10 protein-coding genes and 1 pseudogene are annotated in these 17228 nt (G+C 68.2%); 2 read left to right on the forward strand and 9 right to left on the reverse strand.

The genetic code is table 11. From position 1 onward, the window contains the following. Positions 1–49: 49 nt before the first annotated feature. Genes JK364_RS39440 through JK364_RS39450 form a run of 3 tightly spaced genes read right to left on the reverse strand, consistent with a single transcriptional unit; the run spans position 50 to position 3062 of the window. The gene (locus tag JK364_RS39440; RefSeq protein ID WP_307841514.1) at positions 50–883 is read right to left on the reverse strand and encodes a carbohydrate ABC transporter permease; all 834 of its coding nucleotides are present in this window, start codon (positions 881–883) and stop codon (positions 50–52) included. Next, positions 880–1878 (reverse strand): carbohydrate ABC transporter permease, encoded by a 999-nt coding sequence (locus JK364_RS39445; protein WP_201856341.1) that lies wholly within the window; start codon positions 1876–1878, stop codon positions 880–882. Before JK364_RS39445 ends, JK364_RS39440 begins: the two co-directional genes overlap by 4 nt. After that, the gene (locus JK364_RS39450; RefSeq protein WP_307841516.1) at positions 1878–3062 is read right to left on the reverse strand and encodes an extracellular solute-binding protein; all 1185 of its coding nucleotides are present in this window, start codon (positions 3060–3062) and stop codon (positions 1878–1880) included. Before JK364_RS39450 ends, JK364_RS39445 begins: the two co-directional genes overlap by 1 nt. Before the next feature lie 616 nt (positions 3063–3678). On the opposite strand from JK364_RS39450, the gene JK364_RS39455 reads away from it, so the two are divergent. After that, on the forward strand, positions 3679–6048 hold the full coding sequence (locus JK364_RS39455) for an Ig domain-containing protein (protein WP_201856225.1): 2370 nt from the start codon (positions 3679–3681) through the stop codon (positions 6046–6048). A 182-nt stretch (positions 6049–6230) separates the two neighbouring features. On the opposite strand, the gene JK364_RS39460 is transcribed toward JK364_RS39455, so the two are convergent. Then, on the reverse strand, positions 6231–8597 hold the full coding sequence (locus JK364_RS39460) for a glycoside hydrolase family 20 protein (protein WP_201856226.1): 2367 nt from the start codon (positions 8595–8597) through the stop codon (positions 6231–6233). Positions 8598–8802: 205 nt separating this feature from the next. Then, the gene (locus JK364_RS39465; RefSeq protein ID WP_201856227.1) at positions 8803–11175 is read right to left on the reverse strand and encodes a YyaL domain-containing protein; all 2373 of its coding nucleotides are present in this window, start codon (positions 11173–11175) and stop codon (positions 8803–8805) included. A gap of 370 nt (positions 11176–11545) precedes the next feature. Between JK364_RS39465 and JK364_RS39470 the strand changes: the two are divergent. Beyond that, a pseudogene (locus JK364_RS39470) lies at positions 11546–11755 on the forward strand (transposase); the annotation flags it as partial. Positions 11756–11786: 31 nt separating this feature from the next. Here the strand turns inward: JK364_RS39470 and JK364_RS39475 are convergent. Genes JK364_RS39475 through JK364_RS39490 form a run of 4 tightly spaced genes read right to left on the reverse strand, consistent with a single transcriptional unit; the run spans position 11787 to position 17198 of the window. Beyond that, on the reverse strand, positions 11787–14063 hold the full coding sequence (locus tag JK364_RS39475; RefSeq protein WP_201856342.1) for a 2-dehydropantoate 2-reductase: 2277 nt from the start codon (positions 14061–14063) through the stop codon (positions 11787–11789). A 32-nt stretch (positions 14064–14095) separates the two neighbouring features. Continuing rightward, positions 14096–14917, reverse strand: coding sequence for an SDR family NAD(P)-dependent oxidoreductase (locus JK364_RS39480; RefSeq protein ID WP_201856228.1), 822 nt, complete (start codon positions 14915–14917; stop codon positions 14096–14098). After that, entirely contained in the window at positions 14917–16245 is a 1329-nt protein-coding gene (locus tag JK364_RS39485; RefSeq protein WP_201856229.1) for an MFS transporter, read from the reverse strand. The genes JK364_RS39480 and JK364_RS39485 overlap by 1 nt, the downstream gene beginning before the upstream one ends. Then, on the reverse strand, positions 16242–17198 hold the full coding sequence (locus tag JK364_RS39490) for a polysaccharide deacetylase family protein (protein ID WP_201856230.1): 957 nt from the start codon (positions 17196–17198) through the stop codon (positions 16242–16244). The genes JK364_RS39485 and JK364_RS39490 overlap by 4 nt, the downstream gene beginning before the upstream one ends. Positions 17199–17228: the final 30 nt, after the last annotated feature.

Genomic DNA, 17228 nt, shown 5'->3' on the forward strand with positions numbered 1-17228 from the left:
GAAGCACCGGGGCGGGAAGGTGCGCGGTCCCCGCCCCGGTGCCGCCCGGTCAGCCCTTCGTCGCTCCCCCGGTGAGGCCCTTGATGAACTGCTTCTGGAAGGCCAGGTAGAAGACGAGGATGGGCAGGGTCGCCAGGAACATGAAGGCGAAGACGGACCCGTAGTCCGCCTGGTGCTCGCCGATGGCCCGGTAGATGCCGACGGTCACGGTGGTGCCCGCGGCCGGCCCCAGGATGATCAGCGGGTTGAGGAAGTCGTTCCAGATCCAGACGCCGAGGAAGATCAGCACGCTGGCCGACGCCGGTCGCATCAGGGGAAAGACCACCTGCCAGAAGGCTCGGAACGCTCCGGCACCGTCGATGGCCGCGGCCTCCTCGAGTTCCCTCGGGATCGTTTTGACGAAGCCCGCGAAGACGAACACCCCGAAGGGCATGTAGTAGCCGACATACGCGAGGATCAGGCCCGGCACGGTGCTCATGAGCCCAAGTGCCCGCAGTACCTCGGTGATCGGGGCGACGATGACCGCCGACGGCACCATGAGCCCGCACAGCAGCACGACCATGGTGACCTTGGGGAGGATGCCGGTCGACCGGGCCAGATAGTGGCCGAGCATGGCGGAGATCGCGGTGATGACGAGAATGGAGATCACCGTGACCTCCGTGCTGTTGACCAGGCCGTACCAGAAGAGCTGGTCGGGGCGCGACAACACTTTCTGGATGTTGTCCAGGGTGGGTGAGGTCGGCAGGCCGACCGGGTTCGACACGATCGCCGAACCGTCCTTGAACACGTTGACCAGGACGAGGTAGATCGGCAGGAAGAAGAGGGCGCCGACGAGCAGCGCGACGATCGGACGGATCCATGCCTTGGCCCTGTGGACGTTCACGATGAGACCTCGCGTTTCTGCAGCAGTCCGAGCGCGATCACGGAGACCGCCGCGACCAGGGCCAGCATCGCCACGGCCATCGCGCAGGCGTAGCCGACGTGGTTGCCGGTGAACGCGGTCTGGATCACCTGGAAGGCGAGGGTGGAGGTGGTGCCGGGTCCCGGGCCGCCGTTGGTGAGGACCTGAACCTGGTCGTAGGCCTTGAACCCGCCGATCAGCGACATCACCGTGTTGATGGTCAGGGCAGGCGCCAGCATCGGCCACGTGACATGGCGAAACCGCACCAGCGGGCCACAGCCGTCGATGGCCGCCGCCTCGTGCAGCTCCTGCGGGATGCCCTGGAGTCCGGCCAGATAGATCACCACGCAGAATCCGAGCCCCTGCCAGGCCATGACCCACGAGACCGTGTAGAGGGCGAGGCTCGGATCGGACAGCCACCCCGGCGGATCGCCCACTCCCAGCCGTCCCAGCATGGAGTTGAGCAGGCCGTCATCGACGAGGATCGCCTGCCAGATGACGCTGACCACCACGCCGCTGAGCACGACCGGCACGAAGAACACGCTGCGCAGGACGTTGTACAGCCAGCCGCGTCGGTCGAGGAGCAGGGCGATCGCCAGCCCGCCCGCGTTGGTCACGACGGTGACGATCACGGTGATGACGACGGTGTTCTGCAGCGCCTTGAGGAATTCGTCGTCGGAGACCAGGCTCGTCAGGTTGTCCAGGCCCACCCATCGGGTCGGCGGATTGAACGGGTTCTTGTTGGTGAGGCTGTAGCCGACGGTCATGCCGATCGGCACCAGTACGAGCGCCAGGTAGGCCAGCAGCCCTGGGGCCGCGAAGACGGCGAAGCGGCTCAGGTCGCCTTTCGGGCGTTCCCGCCGGGTCACCGGCGCGGACCGCTTCGGACGCGTGTCCCGCCCTCGCTCTCCTGCCGCGCCCTGTTTCACGGGTTCGACAGGAGAGACATCCGGTCGGTGGGGGGTACGAAGCCGCATCATCGGGTGGCCTTGTCCCACTGCTCGTCCATATAGTCGCCGAACTGCTCGGCCGTCATGCGTCCGCTGATGAGCTTCTGGACGCCTGTCGCGGCCTTGTCCGCCAGCCCCGGAGGCATGGAGCCGTCACCGGACTCCGTGGAGAAGTTGTTGACGAGTCCGTCGTCCTTCTGGGCCTGCCGGTATTCCTTCACGGTCGCTTTGTAGACCGGCCCCATGTCGTCCGGCGGGGTGTAGCCCTTGATGTCGATGATGAGCCCGTCGGACTTGACGGCGGCGTCCAGGCTCTTGTGGTCCTCCATGAACGCCTTCGCCCACTTCTTGGCCAGCCGCACGTCGCGCGCCTTGGAGCTCACCGTCATGCCGCCACCGACGCCGCTCGGAAGAGCACGGGCTCCCTGGTCCGTGGGCCAGGTGAACACCCCCGTGTCGAAGCTCGGCTTCTTCCCGTCGGCCGAGGCGGAGAACCAGCTGCCCATCGGGTACATGGCGCCCTTCCCGTCCCGGAAGGCCTGCTCGGTGTCGGCGTAGGAACGGGACAGTCCCGCTCGGTCCAGGTAGCCCTTGTCGGCCAGATCGGCGACCTTCTGGGCGGCGGTCACGAAAGCCTTGTCGGTGAACTTGACCTTGCCGTCGCCGCGTTGGGTCAGCCAGTCCGGTGTCTTCTTGTAGACGTCGGTGGCCACCGTGCACATCAGCGGGAACATATCGGCCCAGGAATCCTTGCCGCCACCGCCGACCACGAACGGATTGATGCCCCTCTTCTTCAACTTCGCGCTCGCGTCGAGCAGTTCGGCGTACGTACGCGGCGGGGTGTCGATACCGGCCGCGGCGAATTCCTTCTTGTTGTAGTAGACGAGCGTCGCCTGGGCGGCGTAGGGCAGCTGGTAGACCTTGCCGTCGTACGCGTTGGCGTGCGGCTCGGCGTACGCCGCGAGTTCCTTGTCCGTCCATGGCTCGAGCTTGCCCGACTCGGCGAATCCGGCGGGGTTGAGCCCGATCATGATGTCCGGGAACTGCCCGGTGCTGTCCAGCTGCTTCGCATATCCGGTGCGGTCGGCGCTGGGTGAGACGAGCTTCTTGATCGTCACTCCGGGCACCTTCGCCGAGGCACGGGCGATCGCGGCGTCCCAGTACTTCGCGTCGAGGTTGGGCGTCTCGAAGGTGAGGAAGGTCAGGGTCACCTTGCCTCCTGATGAGGCGCTGCCACCACCATCGCTGCCGGCCGTGCACCCGGTCAGGAGAAGAGCGCCTGCGAGGGCGGCGCCCCTCAGAGCCATCGAATAACGAGTCATGCGTGTCTGTCCCTGCCCGTCGCTGTCGGAGGCGGTGGTGTGTCCCTTGTCGTGCCACGACCAGGTGGGGATCCGTTCCCGACCGTCCGCCGAATCGGCCACATGGTTCAGACTCTTGGCCGAGTCCTCCCCCTCTCGAGCGGGACCCGCTCTCTCCGAGCGCTCCCCCGCCGAGAGCGCTCTGAGTATCGGATCGGGTTCGCGGCAGTGTCAAGAGATGAAACACAACCATCCATCAATGACCGCGAAGATAGATCCTAACTAAATCTTGACTCGTTGCCTGCTCGGCTGCACGCTGGATCGCGCCTGTACTGGGCGTCCAGCCGTCAGAGGCACAGGATTTGTCTTCCTGGCAAGGCGCCGTGAAGGACACCGACTCATCGCCCTCACACCCCATCCCGGACCCAAGAGTACGAACTATGCGGGAGGGCGCCGTTCGCCCTCCCCCTCACGGCGCGTCCAGCACACGCCTGCTTCGCCGAGATTCACCTCACGAGGAGGAAACATGGACAGACGCCACTTCCTGGCCGTCAGCGGCCTGAGCTCGATCACCGCGATAGGACTCACGGCCGCCCCCGCTCAGACGGTGTACGCCGCCACCGGCAAGCCGCCGCGCGCGGAGCGGATCACCGCGGGCTTTCTGTCGGTAGGGCTCACCGGCTCCGGCCGGGTGAGCAGCCTGGTGGACCGGCGCAGCGGCACCGACCACCTGGCGGCGGGCCGATCGGTACCGCTGGTCAGTGTGGTGGCCGACGGCCGGCAGGAGGTCCCCGCCGAGGTGAAGGTCTCGCCGCGGGACCGCCGCGTCCTGGTGTTCACCGGCGAGAAGGTGACGGTCGAGGTCAAGGTCGTCGACTTCCCCACCCACGCCACGCTCGAGGTGGTCGGTCTGACCGCCGCTCCCGGTGTCGATGTGCAGACCTTGCTGTGGGGACCGCTGCCGACGAAGCTCGACAGGACGATCGGTGAGACCGCCGGTGTGGTCGCCGGCGACGACTTCGTCGTGGGGGTCCGCCCGCTCAACGACAAGACCGTCGGCGGCTGGCCGAACGAGCATCTGGCCTACGGGTTCGGCCCGGATCTCGTCTGGAATCCGTACGGCCTGCAGACCGGCGAGAAGGACGAGTGGCTGGCGAGCAACGTCGCGGCGAAAACGACCTGGGGCAGCGTGCTGCGCGCCACCACCTACGACTACAGCAAGGTGCGGACCCGGCAGCGCACCAACGGGTACGAGATCCCGCTGGGGCCGCTGCCCGCGCCCGAGGGGCGGATCGTCGGGTCGAAGATCGCTCTGTTCGGCAGCGCCCCGGATCTCGCCCTCACCGTGCTGAGCCACATCGCCACCCAGCACGGACAGGCGTACCCGACCCTCGACGGCCAGTGGCAGAAGGCGGCGCAGCGCACGTCGCAGTCCCACTTCTGGGTGCACGACCTCAACACGGGCAATGTCACGGCCGCGAGCCGGTTCGCGGCGCAGGCCGGGGTCAGGAACATCTACGCCATCTCCGGTGACGGGCCCTGGGCCTCGCACGGGCACTACCAGTTCAACAGCGCGTTCGGCGGTTCCGACACCGCGGCGGCTCAGCTGGTGGCCGCGGCGACGAAGGAGAAGACAGAGGTCGGCGTGCACACGCTGTCCGTCTTCATCGACGCGCACGACCCGTATGTGAAGGCCCCGGCGGATCCGCGCCTCGCCGTGGGCGGCAGCGTCAGGCTCACCCGTCCGCTCGGCGCCTCGGACACCACGCTGTACGCGGACGGCGACCGCCCGCTCGGCTCCGGCGTCGACGGTCAGCGGCTGCGGATCGGCGACGAGATCCTCACGTACGGCTCCGTCACGAAGGTGAGCGACAGTGAGTGGCAGGTCAACGGCCTGGGGCGGGCTCAGTGGGGATCGACCGCACTGGCCTGTCCGGCCGGCACCACCGTCGCCCGGCTCATCCAGAACGGCTACGGCGGCGCGCTCGGCAGTCTGCCGATCACCGACGAGATAGCGACCCGGCTGGCCACGGCGTACAACGACACCGGTATACGGGCCACGTCGTACGACGGTCTGGAGTCGGCGGGCTACAACGGCTGGGGCGGCTACGGTTTCGCGCGCCTGGTCAACGGCGTCTACCGGCAGCTCGACTCCAAGGAGTTCGTCACGGAGTGCAGCAACCTCGCGTCCAACACCTGGGACGCCCAGTCCCGCGCCAGTTGGGGCGAGATCGGCAGGACGGACTACGCGCAGCTGCTGCGCAGCAACACCTTCTACCGCGCCAACTATCTGCCCGGGATGATGGGACAGCAGGGGTTCTCCGGCAACGACAGCCTGCAGAAGATCGAAGTCACCATGGCGCGCGCCGCGTCTCTGAACGCGGGCGTCAACTTCGAGACCAGCGTGGGAAGTCTGGCCTCGGGGTCGAACACGGCCGCGCTGCTGGAAGCGGTCAGGGTGTGGGAGGCCGCGCGGGGGGCCGGTGCGTTCAGCGCCGACCAGAAGAAGCTGCTGGGCGACCCGGACTCGTACTGGCACCTGAGCGAGGTGACACCGGGTCAGGAGTGGTCGCTGCAGCGGACGGACTCCTCGGGGAAGGCGACCGGCGAGCCCCAGCCGGTCAAGGCCCCGAAGCCGGGCTTCACCACGCCGCGGCCGCCCGACGCCCGGGTCGGCACGCTGTACGCGTTCAAGGTCACGTCGAGCACGCCGCGCACGGTGCGCTACGAGATCACGTCCGGCGGCCTCCCCGCCGGACTGACGCTCAACAAGGACACCGGCGGCATCACGGGCGTGCCCACCCGGAAGGGCACCAGCAAGTTCACGATCACCGCCCGCAACAGTGGCGGAGTCGAAGACGCGCGTATCACCTACCGGGTGACGACGGCGTCGTGAACGAGCGCTCGGCGGCGCGTCGCTCGCGATGACCCGCCGGGGAGCCGAAAGGCCGCCCTCCCGATGTCGGGAGGGCGGCCTTTCACATGGCCGAGAGGGTCAACTCACCTACCCCCATGGTGGCCGGCCGGCCGGCGATCTCGTCGAACTCCTTGGGCCGGGCGCCGACGGTCTTGTCTGTGTCAGTGCTGTCTCCGACCAGTGGCGGGCGCGGCGTCCGGGCTCGTGGCCCGGACCTCGAACCGCCAGAGCGAGTAGCCGAACGAGGAGGTGCGCTTGATCCCCTGGATCCGCACGAATCGGGCTGTCACCGGCGCGAAGGTGACCTCGTCCACGCGCGCGCCGGTCGGGCGGCCCCTGGTCTCGGCCGCGGTCCGCCAGTTCTCCGCATCGTCGGAGACCTGGATCTCGTAGTCCTGCGCGGAGGCCCGCTCCCAGTCGAGCAGTACGCGCCGCACGGGCTGCGAGCGGCCCAGGTCCACCTGGATCCACTCGTCGTCGCGGTAGGCACTGGCCCACCGGGTCTTCGCGTCCCCGTCAGTGGCGTTCTCCGGTGCCAGGCTCGCCGCCTCGGACGACGAGGCCGTGGTGGGCCGGTGCAGAGCGAGGTCGGGTGCGTCGAAGACGCGCATCCTCCACAACGCGTACCCGTCCTGCTTGCGGCCCGCCTCGGTGCCGACGAGTCGTACATGCCGAGCCGTGACCGGATCGAAGGTGAGAGTGTCCGCCCCGGCGGACTCACGGCCCGTTCGGCGGGCGACCGTGGTCCAGGTCGTGCCGTTCTCCGACACCTGGATCTCGTAGTCGCGCCCGTACGCGGGGGCCCAGTCCAGATCGACCTTGGTGACGGTCTCCGGCCGGCCCAGGTCCACGCGGAGCCAGGCGTCGTCCCCGGGACCGCTCCGCCATTGGGTGGTGCCCACCCCGTCGAACGCGGCACCGGCCGGGCCCGCCGACGCGGTCGCCGTTCTGCCCATGCTCAGCTCGCTGTTCGCGGGGGCGGCGAGCGTCGTGGCGACCTTCGTCAGTCCCGTACCCACACCGAGCCGGCGCACGGTGGCGAGGAAGGAGTCGTACGGCACGCCCGCGTCGGCACCGCCCCACATCTTCTGGGCCAGCACCCCGAACGTGGGCTCGACAAGGCCGTGCACATCCAGTTCGCCGTAGGTGGCTTGGGTCAGGTCGTTCCAGACCGCGGACATGGCGCCGAGCAGGTGCGGGTCGCCTGGCGAGACGCTCTGCCCGTCGGGGAAGACGTTGGGTTTCCAGTGGTCGTAGAGGTACTTACCGTCCAGTCCGCGCCCGTGGTAGTAGTTCGCGAACGGGACGATGTAGAGCAGTGCGTCGTTGGTGTTGATGAAGGAGTAACCGTCCCGCTTCGCGGCCTGTGGCCCGTACCACCCGTTGTTCCAGCTGTTGAGGGTGACGTCGCGGTCGTAACCGTCGGTGTCCGCCGCCATCACGGACAGGCTGCCCCAGGCCCGTGGGTGCTTCCCGAGTGCGCGGAGGTGGGCCGCCATCTCGTTGAAGTAGGTCTTGTAGCGGGGTTTGTCGACCGTGTACTCGTCGGCGCCGAAGTGCACGTCCGGACCGCGGAACCAGGGCACGAACTCGTCGAACACCGACTTCATGAACGTGGTGGTCTCCGGCTTCGACAGGTCCAGGTGGTCGGAGTCGCCGTTGTTGAGCCCCAGTGACGGCCGGAACCGGACGAACGCCAGCGAGTGGGCGGGAGCGTCGATCTCGGGGATGATCGTGACCCCGTTGGCGGCGGCGGTGTCCTCGAAGGAGTCCCAGTCGCGCCGGTCGTAGGCGCCGTCCTTCGAGGCGAGACCGGCCAGTTCGGGGTTGTCGCTCTTGAGGCGGAAGCCGGCCTGGACATCGCTCCAGGACTTGTCGCCCTTGAACCCGTTGTCGTTGAGGTGCAGTTGGAGCTCGTTGAGCTTGAACCAGCCCATGAGGTGCAGGTAGTCCCGGATGAAGTCCGCGGTGAAGAAGCGCCGGCCGACATCCAGCATGAAGCCGCGCACCTGGTAGTCCGGCCAGTCCACGGCGGTGCCCACGGGGACCGAGTCACGTCCGTCGTCGAGCAGCAGAATCTGCAGGAGGGTACGGGTGCCGTAGTAGACGCCCGTCACGGTCCGCGCGGTGATCCGAATGTTCCGGTCGGTGACCGTGAGAACGTACCCCTCCTCCGCGAACCGGGCGCCTCCCCCGGCCCCGTGCAGCTTGGGGTCGAGGGACAGCACGATGTCGCCGTCCCTCGGGTGCCGGGCCGACACCTTCAGGCGCCGCCCCGCCACTTGCTCGATCTCTTCCGGGAGCGCCGAGGTCCGCCGGCGGACGGCGCCGCCTCGGTCCGCGCCGAGCACGATGCGGCTGGTGCGCCGCAGCTCGAAGGAGCCGGTACCGCCCTGCCACCTCTGCAGGGCGGGGACCACGGTGGGCTTTTCGTTGACGCCGGCAGCCTCAGGACCCGCCTTGGCCGGAACGACGGTGAGGGCGAGCACGGAGACGAATAAGGAGACGAGTACGGTGAGCAGGCGCATGACATGTCTCGGGTGCTGACATCGCACAGCGGGCTCCAAGCGTTCTCGATGTCACGGACATCAACCAGCCCGAGCCCGGGCGGACCCGGCAAACGCCGGGGCCCCGCGGCGGCGGCCCCGAAGCTTCGGACGATTGATATGAACAATTCCAGGACGCCGGTCGCCATGGCCGTCGTCCCGATGCCTGAAGTCGGATGCAGCCGGATCAGGCCTGACGTGCGACCTTGCCATCTCTCGTGACCCTCACGGTGACCACCCCGCCGGCCGGTACTTCGACTCGCGGCCAACCGAGGAACGCGGTGTATCCAAGGGGGCGGGCCGATTGGCGGGCCGTTTCCGCCAGCACCGACACCCGTGCCGCGTAGGCCGTGTCGTTCGTCAAGCGGACTACGGCGGCATGACGGCTCTCGCGGACATATTCAGCCTCGACGTGGTCAAAGGGAAAGAGGACTCCTTCCCCAGGCCGGACGTAGATTCCGGGAAGTTCGAGTGCCATCAGGATGCCGTTGGTCTCGGTCCAGGAGTTTCTCGTCCTGATGAAATTGCCGACGGCCCCCTTGCCCTCGGCATCGCTGGGCTGAATCCGCTCCATGCTCGAACCGATTAGGTAGTCGGTTGTTATATGTCCCGGCATGTTGACGGCCTCGGCGTGGGCATGCTGGATATCCCTGATGAGTTCAGCGTACCTCTTGTTCCCAGTCGCTCGATATAGCTTGAGCAGGTGGTCCGCGGAGGACGTACAGACGCCGGGTGCAGCATGCTTGTTTTGGCTGCTTGCCCAAACGGCGCCGGCCATCCTTCCATTCAGTCGCGCGATATCGCTGGCTGCCGGAAATAGAGGATCGTACGCAAGCGTCCAGGACGAGCACAGTGCGGCTTGGACTTTCGCGCGATTCAGCCAACCCCTCTTCCCTGTGTACTGATGCAGCGCCATGAATGACTCCAGGAGACCAAATGCCGATTCGGAATCCGCATCCTGTGAAATATCCGCGCACGCCCCGCTGGTGAATCCACGGGACTCAATGTCGCGCTCATAGTAGAATTCGGCCGCTTCCTCGGCTACGGCCAACCAGTCCGGATGCTGGAAGTATTCAGCTGCCAGGGCAAGCCCGGCCGGAACGATGGCACCGGCCGTCGAGTTATAGACGGCGATTTCGCCTGTTTCGGGCACGATGTACTGACCGAATTCTCCGTGCTTTCGCCAGGTCCGGGTGAAGGCCGTGGCCAGGCCGCCCGCGGCCAATTCCCAGGATTCCTTGATCGCATCGCCATGCCCTTGTGCCTTCAGGAGCATCAAATGCTTGATCAGCCAGAAGAGTACGTCTCCGTTCTTGCGCACCATCGCCTGTACCGCCGGAAATTGGGGGTGAGTCTTCTCCGAGCGGATCGTGCCATCTTCGCTGATGAAACCGTAGAAGAATCCGCTTCGCCCCTTCATTCGGGAACAGATGAAGTCAAGCTCCTCGGACACCCTGCGGCGTTCCGTCGCGTCATTCAGGGCCAACATGGGATAGGTGTTGATCATGCCACTGACCCAACCCAATTGAAAGTGTTTAGAATTTTCCGGCAGATAGTATCTGCCGGCCTTGGTTTCGGTAAAATTGCCCCGGCAGATGTCGGTGCCAAGCTCCGCCAGCTTACTCATCGGCAGCAGGTTGCGGGGCATGGTGGGGCCAGTAAGCGACTTTCGCACATCCATGAATTTTTGCAGGACTGCCGGAATTCCGTCAGCATCGAAGGTGAAGACCTGGAAGCGAATTGACACCGCGTCACCGGGAGTCCAGTTCGACGCCCTGTCCTCGCTCGGCCGAAAGTCGCCGAAACCGGCCACCTGCTGGCGCACAACGGGCGCCGAAATGCGGAATTCACAGCTTTCCCTGCTCGCGCTCTCTTCAACCGAGAGTCCGCTATTGCCCAGTCGGGTTCCTTGCTCCGTGAGGACGATCCAGCCCTTCCTGAACTTGGGCGAGAAGAAGCTCATAGCCGGGGCAGCAGTACCGCAGGTTTCCAGCTCGATCCGCGAAGGCATCGCGACATCAGAGGCCAGTCGCGGGTTATTCGATATCGTCAGCGGTACCCCAGGATTGTAGTACATGTCGGCCGGATAGTCCGGATTGTATCCATTGCCGATGGCGCGATAGCGATTACCGTTGTAAACTATTCCGGGAATCATCACGTAGTTCGCGGTCTCCCAGTCATTGAATGGGAAATCGACAGAGATCGCGGTTTGTTCCGCTTCCCCCTTCTCCAGAGTGCAGGTCAGGGCGACCTCCCATCCATCACCATCGGGCACCCGCCGAGTCTTCTGCTCCAGCTGCCACTGCCGCGGCCCGTCGGTCAGCGTGGCGCCCTTAAATTCTTGGGATTGGCGCAGCGTCGTGCCCTCATATTTCTGAATCGACACCCGGAGGGAGCCATGCAACTCTCGCAAAGAACGGCTCAATTCGGCAGCCTGGCCACCCGCTCCGGCAACTCCTGCGTCGAGTGATTGGGCCCGGGAGATCGTCGGTTCGAGAGTGATCTTCGCGCCGACTCCGGCGGCCGCCAGCAGGGAAAGGTAGCGTCTCCTGTCAAGCATTCTGCAACTGTCCTCGCGTGTGTGTGCCTGCGGTGGGAGCCTGGATCAGGGCCTGCGCCATACCACGGTCTGCGAGAGGCGCAAGGATAGATCTGATGCATCCCCCTTATTGACGGGCAAGAGTCTGGGCGCGCGCAGCGCAGGGCGTCAAGACTTTAGACCAGATTCATGCTCATTGGTCGAGGAGATAAGTGTGTAACATTTGCCTGCCCGTAGCGTTCGCGCTGGCCAGGCCTGCCGCCCCTGTTGGGCGGTGCCGCGGGCCTCACCCAGGCCGCCCTGTGCGACGCACGGCCTGACCGCAGCGCGGGAGCACGGCATGGCGGCAGCTGCGGGATGGGACTGAGCCGGCGTCTGGCCCCGCTTGTACATCGTCGACCGTCACGGAACTCCGCTCGCCATCACGCTCACGGGTGCCAACCGCCACGACGTCACCCAGCTCCGGCCACTCCTGGACGCTATCCCGCCGATTCGGGGTATGCGGGGACGCCCCCGCCGCGAACCCCGGCACCTGTACTCCGACCGGGGCTACGACTTCGACAAGTACCGCTGCTTGCTGTGGAAACGCGGCATCAAGCCCTGGAAGCGGACCTCCACACAACTGCCCCCGGCTACTCCAGTGCGAGCGCCGCCAGTACCGTGGCGGCCAGCGCCGCACGTGTGACCATGCCCGACACCGAGGTGTTCTCCGAGCGGGCGTGTGCGCCCGAGCCCACCGCGCCGATACCGTCCAGTACCGGCGTGCCCTCGGCCACGACGAAGTTGCCGTCGCTGGCTCCGCCGACCGTAGCCTCGGGCAGGTCGTGTCCGAGCAGCGCGGCGCACCGGCGTGCCAGGTCGGCGAGTGCGGCGACGCTTTCCGTCCGTTCGAACACAGGGCGGTTCCAGCCCCCGGTGACCTCCACGCGGGTCCGCGGGTCGACGGGGCGCAGCACGGCGAGGGCCTCCCCGACGCGTCGCTGTTCGGCGGCGGTGGCGACGCGGACGTCGATGCGGCCGACGGCTTGCCCCGCCGTGACGTTGCTGCGGGTGCCTCCCGCCACCACGCCCACGTTCAGCGACGTGCCCGCGTCCGGGGAACGCAGGTCGGCCAGGCGCAGGATCTGGTGGGCGAGTTCGTCCACGGCGCTGGCTCCGGCGGTCGGGTCAAGTCCGGCGTGTGCCTCGCTGCCGGTGACCGTGACGGTGAACAGTCCGACGCCCTTGCGGGCGGTCTTGATCGCGCCGTCGGCGGCGGCCTCGAAGACCATGGCGAGCCTGCTGCCGCGTGCCTCCTCGACGAGGGCGTCGCGGGAGGCGAGGCTACCGGTCTCCTCGTCGCCGTTCAGCATCACGGTGCAGGCCGGGCGGGGCAGGCCGAGGGCGTCGAGAGCGCGCAGTGCCCAGACCGCCTGGACGAGGCCGGCCTTCATGTCGAAGACACCGGGTCCGCTGATGCGGTCACCGTCCCGCTGGAAGGGCCAGGTGTCGAGGGTGCCGGTCGGCCATACGGTGTCGTAGTGCCCGAGGAGGAGTACCGGGCGGCTGTCCTGGGTGGTGGTGTCCCGGGCGGAGTAGCGGCGGACCAGGATGTCTCCGGTCTCCTCGCGCGCGAGGGTCTCCTCGGCGTCCGGTTCGCCGAGGCGCCGGTCGAGCCAGCCGCGCAGCCAGCCCAGGCAGGAGTCCAGGGCGTCCAGGTCGTCGCTGGCGCTGCCCTGGGAGGTGTAGGCGGCGAGGTCGGCGACCATGTCCTCGCGGTGGGCGTCGAGCCATTGCCGGACCGCTTCGGCCTGTGCGGAGCTGAGGACCACCTCGGCCTGTGCGGAGTTGCGGACCGCTTCGGCCTGTGCGGAGTTGACGGGAAGCGAGGGTGCGGGGGCCTGGGCCAGGCGGTCCAGTTCCTCCAGCCGTGACTCCGACATGTCGTGCGCGGCACCCTCCAGTTGGCGAAGGCCGTTCACGACCGTGCGCAACAGGGTCGTGGGCAGGCCTTCGCGTTCCGCGTGGTGAAAGACGTCGGTGTAGTGGGTGGGGGCTTCGACGGGCCGGTGGCGTACGGCGAGGTCGCGCCAGATACCGCTGCGGTCCTTCGTCTGGGTGCGCAGCCATGCGGTGAGGCGGTCGAAGGCGGCGTTCCGGGCAGCGGGGTCCGCTCCTGGCCGGAAGGCGTGCGGCTCGAAGGCGTCGAACGCCTCCAGGGTGACGCCGAGGCGGTCGGATACGGCGAAGACCTCGACCGTCAGGGCGGCCATGGCGGGACGGTGCCGGTCGATGAGGTCGGCCATGGGGGCGTCCGCGAGGGCGGTGGCGGCGAGCATGGCACCGAACCCGGCCTTGGCCCACAGGTATCCCTCGACGTTGTCACTGGCCACGGCCGGGCCCCAGCTGCGCAGGTCGGCCACCAAGTCCCGGACCCTCGGGCTGACCGGCGCGCCGTCGGGCTCGCCGATGACGAGGGCTCCGGCGCCGCCGTCCTGGATGACGCCCGGTTCGATGACGTCGGCGAAGATGTTCACGAAGGCCGCGACGGTGCGGGCGGCACCCACACGCTGGGCGATCAAGGACTCGTTGAAGCCGTTCTGCAGGGAGACGACATAGCCGTCCGGAGCCAGGCGGGGCGCGATCCAGTCGAGCGCGGTACCGGTGGCCTGTGCCTTCACTGCCAGCAGTACGCGTCCGAGGGGGCCGGCGAACTCGTCCGGGGTCGTGGCGGTGACCGGCACGCTCTCGCGGGTGCCGCTGCGGGCGACGACGAGTCCGTGCGTGCGGATGGCGTCCACGTGGGTGGGGTCGGCGTCGACGACGGTGACCGGGTGGCCGGCGCGGGCGAGGGCGAAGGCGAGAGTGCCGCCGATCGCTCCCGCGCCGACGACGGTGTATCCGGGCTGCTCCGGGTGGGTGTCGTTCACCGGGTGGGTGTCGTTCACCGGGTGGGTGTCGTTCACCGGGTGTGTCCTTCCGTGGTCGCGGCCGCCGGCACGGGGCCGGACAAGGTGGCGCGGGTGTCGTCGGGCTGCCAGATCCGGGGCAGGTGAAGAGCGCCCGTGCTGGATCCGCCGTCCACCCGCAGCACCTCGCCGGTGATCCAGGAGGCGTCGGGGCCGGCGAGCCAGCGCACCGCCCGCGCGATGTCCTGCGGCGTTCCCGGGCGGCCCAGCGGGTTGGTGCCGATGGCCGCGGCGTACTCGGCGGAGACGGGGTTGCAGTCGCTGGCCACCAGGACGAAGCCGGGGCTGACCGCGTTGACGCGGATGCCGTGCGCGCCGAGTTCCAGGGCGGCGGCGCGGGTGGCCATCTCCAGGGCGGCTTTCGAGCTGGCGTAGGGACCCCCGCCGGGGCGGGCGCGCTGCGCGGAACCCGAGGAGATGTTGATGACCGAACCGGGCCGCCCTTGCCCGGTGGCGAGCCGGGCGAAGGCGGCGGTCGCCAGGACCGGGGCGCGCAGGTTGACGGCGAACAGCCGGTCCCAGGCCGGGGCGTCCACGTCGGTCATGTCGAGGGAGGGGTAGACGCCCGCCGCGTTGACGAGGGTGTCCACCGGGCCGTGCTCCGCCCAGGCCGCCTCGACGACCGCGGTGGGCGCGTCGGGGTCGGTCAGGTCCGCGGCCCGTGTCGCGGCAGGGGTTCCCAGTCGTGCCCCGGTCCGCTGGAGCGCGGCGGGGTCGCGGTCGACGAGGGTGAGGAACGCGCCCTGGGCGGCGAACTCCTCGGCGATCGCCCCGCCGATGCCGCCCGCGGCGCCGGTGACGAGGACGTGGGTCATCAGCTGAACTCCTTGTCCTTGGTCTCCGGCATCGTGAGGTAGACCACGAGGGAGATCAGTGAGGCCGCCGATACGTAGACCCACAGCAGGTCGCTGTGGCCGCTCTCGTGCAGCCAGGTCGTCAGGTAGGGCGCCGTACCGCCGAAGAGCGCGACCGCCAGGGCGTACGGCAGGGCGATGCCGGTGGCGCGCACCTCCGGCGGGAACTGCTCGGCCATGATGACGGCGCAGTTGGCGGAGTAGCCGAGGATCAGCAGCATGCCGATGAGCTGGACCAGGAACAGGCTGAGGAAGCTGTTGCCGAGCAGGTGCAGCAGGGGCCAGGCCAGGACGGTGAAGCCGCCGGCGAACGCCGCCATGGTCGGCTTGCGTCCCACGCGGTCCGAGACCACGCCTACGAGGGGCAACGCGATGACGAAGACGACCAGGCAGAGGGTCTGTGACAGCAGCGCGGTCTTCAGCGGGATACCGGTGGTCAGATTCGCGTACGTGGGAAGGTAGTTGACCCAGATGTAGTAGGTGAGGGTGCCCGCCACGGTGATGCCGGCGACGCGCAGGGCGGCCGCGGGGTGCTCCACGAACATGGCCTTGACGGGATTGGTGCGGGTACGGCCGGCGCCCTGGACCTGGGCGAAGGAGTCGGTGTCCGCCACCGAGACCCGCAGCCACAGGCCGACCAGTCCGAGCAGGCCGCCGAGGATGAACGCCACGCGCCAGCCCCAGGAGTGCAGGGCGTCGTCGCTCAGTGTCGAGGTGGCGAGTGTGCCCAGGAGGGAGGCGACGAGCACGCCGCCGGCGACCGACACCTGCTGCCAGGACCCGGCGAACGCGCGCCTGCCGCGCGCCGCCGACTCGACGAGGAACGCGGAGGAGGAGCCGAACTCGCCGCCCGCGGAGAAACCCTGCACAAGCCGGGAGACCAGCAGGAGCAGCGGTGAGACGATGCCGATGCTCTCGTAGGACGGGGTGATCGCGATGACGAACCCGGCGCCCGCCATCAGGCCGACCGTGAGGGTCATGCCCTTCTTCCGTCCGTGGCGGTCGGCGTAGGCACCGAGCACGGCGGCACCGACCGGACGCATCACGAACCCGACGGCGAAGACTGCGAGCGTGGACAGCAGGGCCACCGCGCCGTCGCTTTTGGCGAAGAACTCATCAGCGATGATCTTGGCGAATATGGAATACAGCGCCCAGTCGACCCATTCGACGGTGTTGCCTATGGTGCCGGCGACGATGGCCTTGCGCTGGGCGCGGCTCAGCCGGAGCGTGGTGGGGGCGGCGCCGTCCTCGCGCAGGGGGCCGGTGGGCGTGGCGGATCCGGTGTTCATGGTGTGTGCTCCGGGGTGTCGGCGGCGGAACCGGCGGCGGTCCGGCCGTGCGGCACGCCGCGGGCCGTATCGGCGAGTTGGGCGTGCGTCGCGTACCAGACGCCGGGGTAAGCGGCGATGTGGTCGAGAAGTTCGCGCAATGCCACGAGGCGCGAGCGGTGGCCGATGACGTGCGGATGCAGGGTGAGCTGGAAGACGCCGCCGTCCCGGTACGCGGCGTCGAACTCGTCGGTCCAGATCTCCCGTACGTCACGCGGGCGGCTGTGCGGGCGGACGGACCCGTAGCGGTCCATCGTGAAGTACGGGGCGTCGTCCCGGATCCAGTCGACGGGGATCTCCACCAGGCCGGTGGGCCGGCCCTCGGTGACGATCTCGTAGGGCTCGTCGTCGGCCATGAGCGAGGAGTCGTAGGCGAAGCCCAGCTCGAGCATGATGTCGAGGGTCGAGTCCGAGAAGTCCCAGGACGGGGTGCGGATGCCGACGGGGCGCCGGCCGGTCAGCGTGGTGAGGGTGTCGAGGGCGCGCGCGGTGAGTTCCCTCTCGTCCTCGCGCCCCAGCAGCATGTTGCGCTCGTGGATCCATCCGTGGACGGCCAGTTCGTGCCCGTCACGGGTGTAGGCGCGGGCCTCCTCGGGGTGGACGAGGGCGGAGACGGCCGGCATGAAGAAGGTCGCCGGGACGCCGTAGCGGGCCAGGAGGTCCAGGATCCGTGGGGCGCCGACGCGGGCGCCGTACTCGCCCTGGGCGAGCCGGCCGGGGCTGGTCTCGCCGTCGCGCAGCGGGATCGTCTCGTGGTCGGAGTCGAAGGAGAGGGCGACCGCGACCCGGGCACCGCCGGGCCAGCGGTCGGGGACCAGCCGCCGTCCGGCGCGGACCGCGTCGATATGGCCGCGCCAGGTGTGCTCGGGCCAGCGCCAGCTCTCCGAGGGCAGGCCGAAGTCGTCTGTGGGCATGGTGGTCTCCACAAGGATCGGGGGACGGGA

This window comes from Streptomyces endocoffeicus, from assembly GCF_016741935.1.
Classification (GTDB): domain Bacteria; phylum Actinomycetota; class Actinomycetes; order Streptomycetales; family Streptomycetaceae; genus Streptomyces; species Streptomyces endocoffeicus.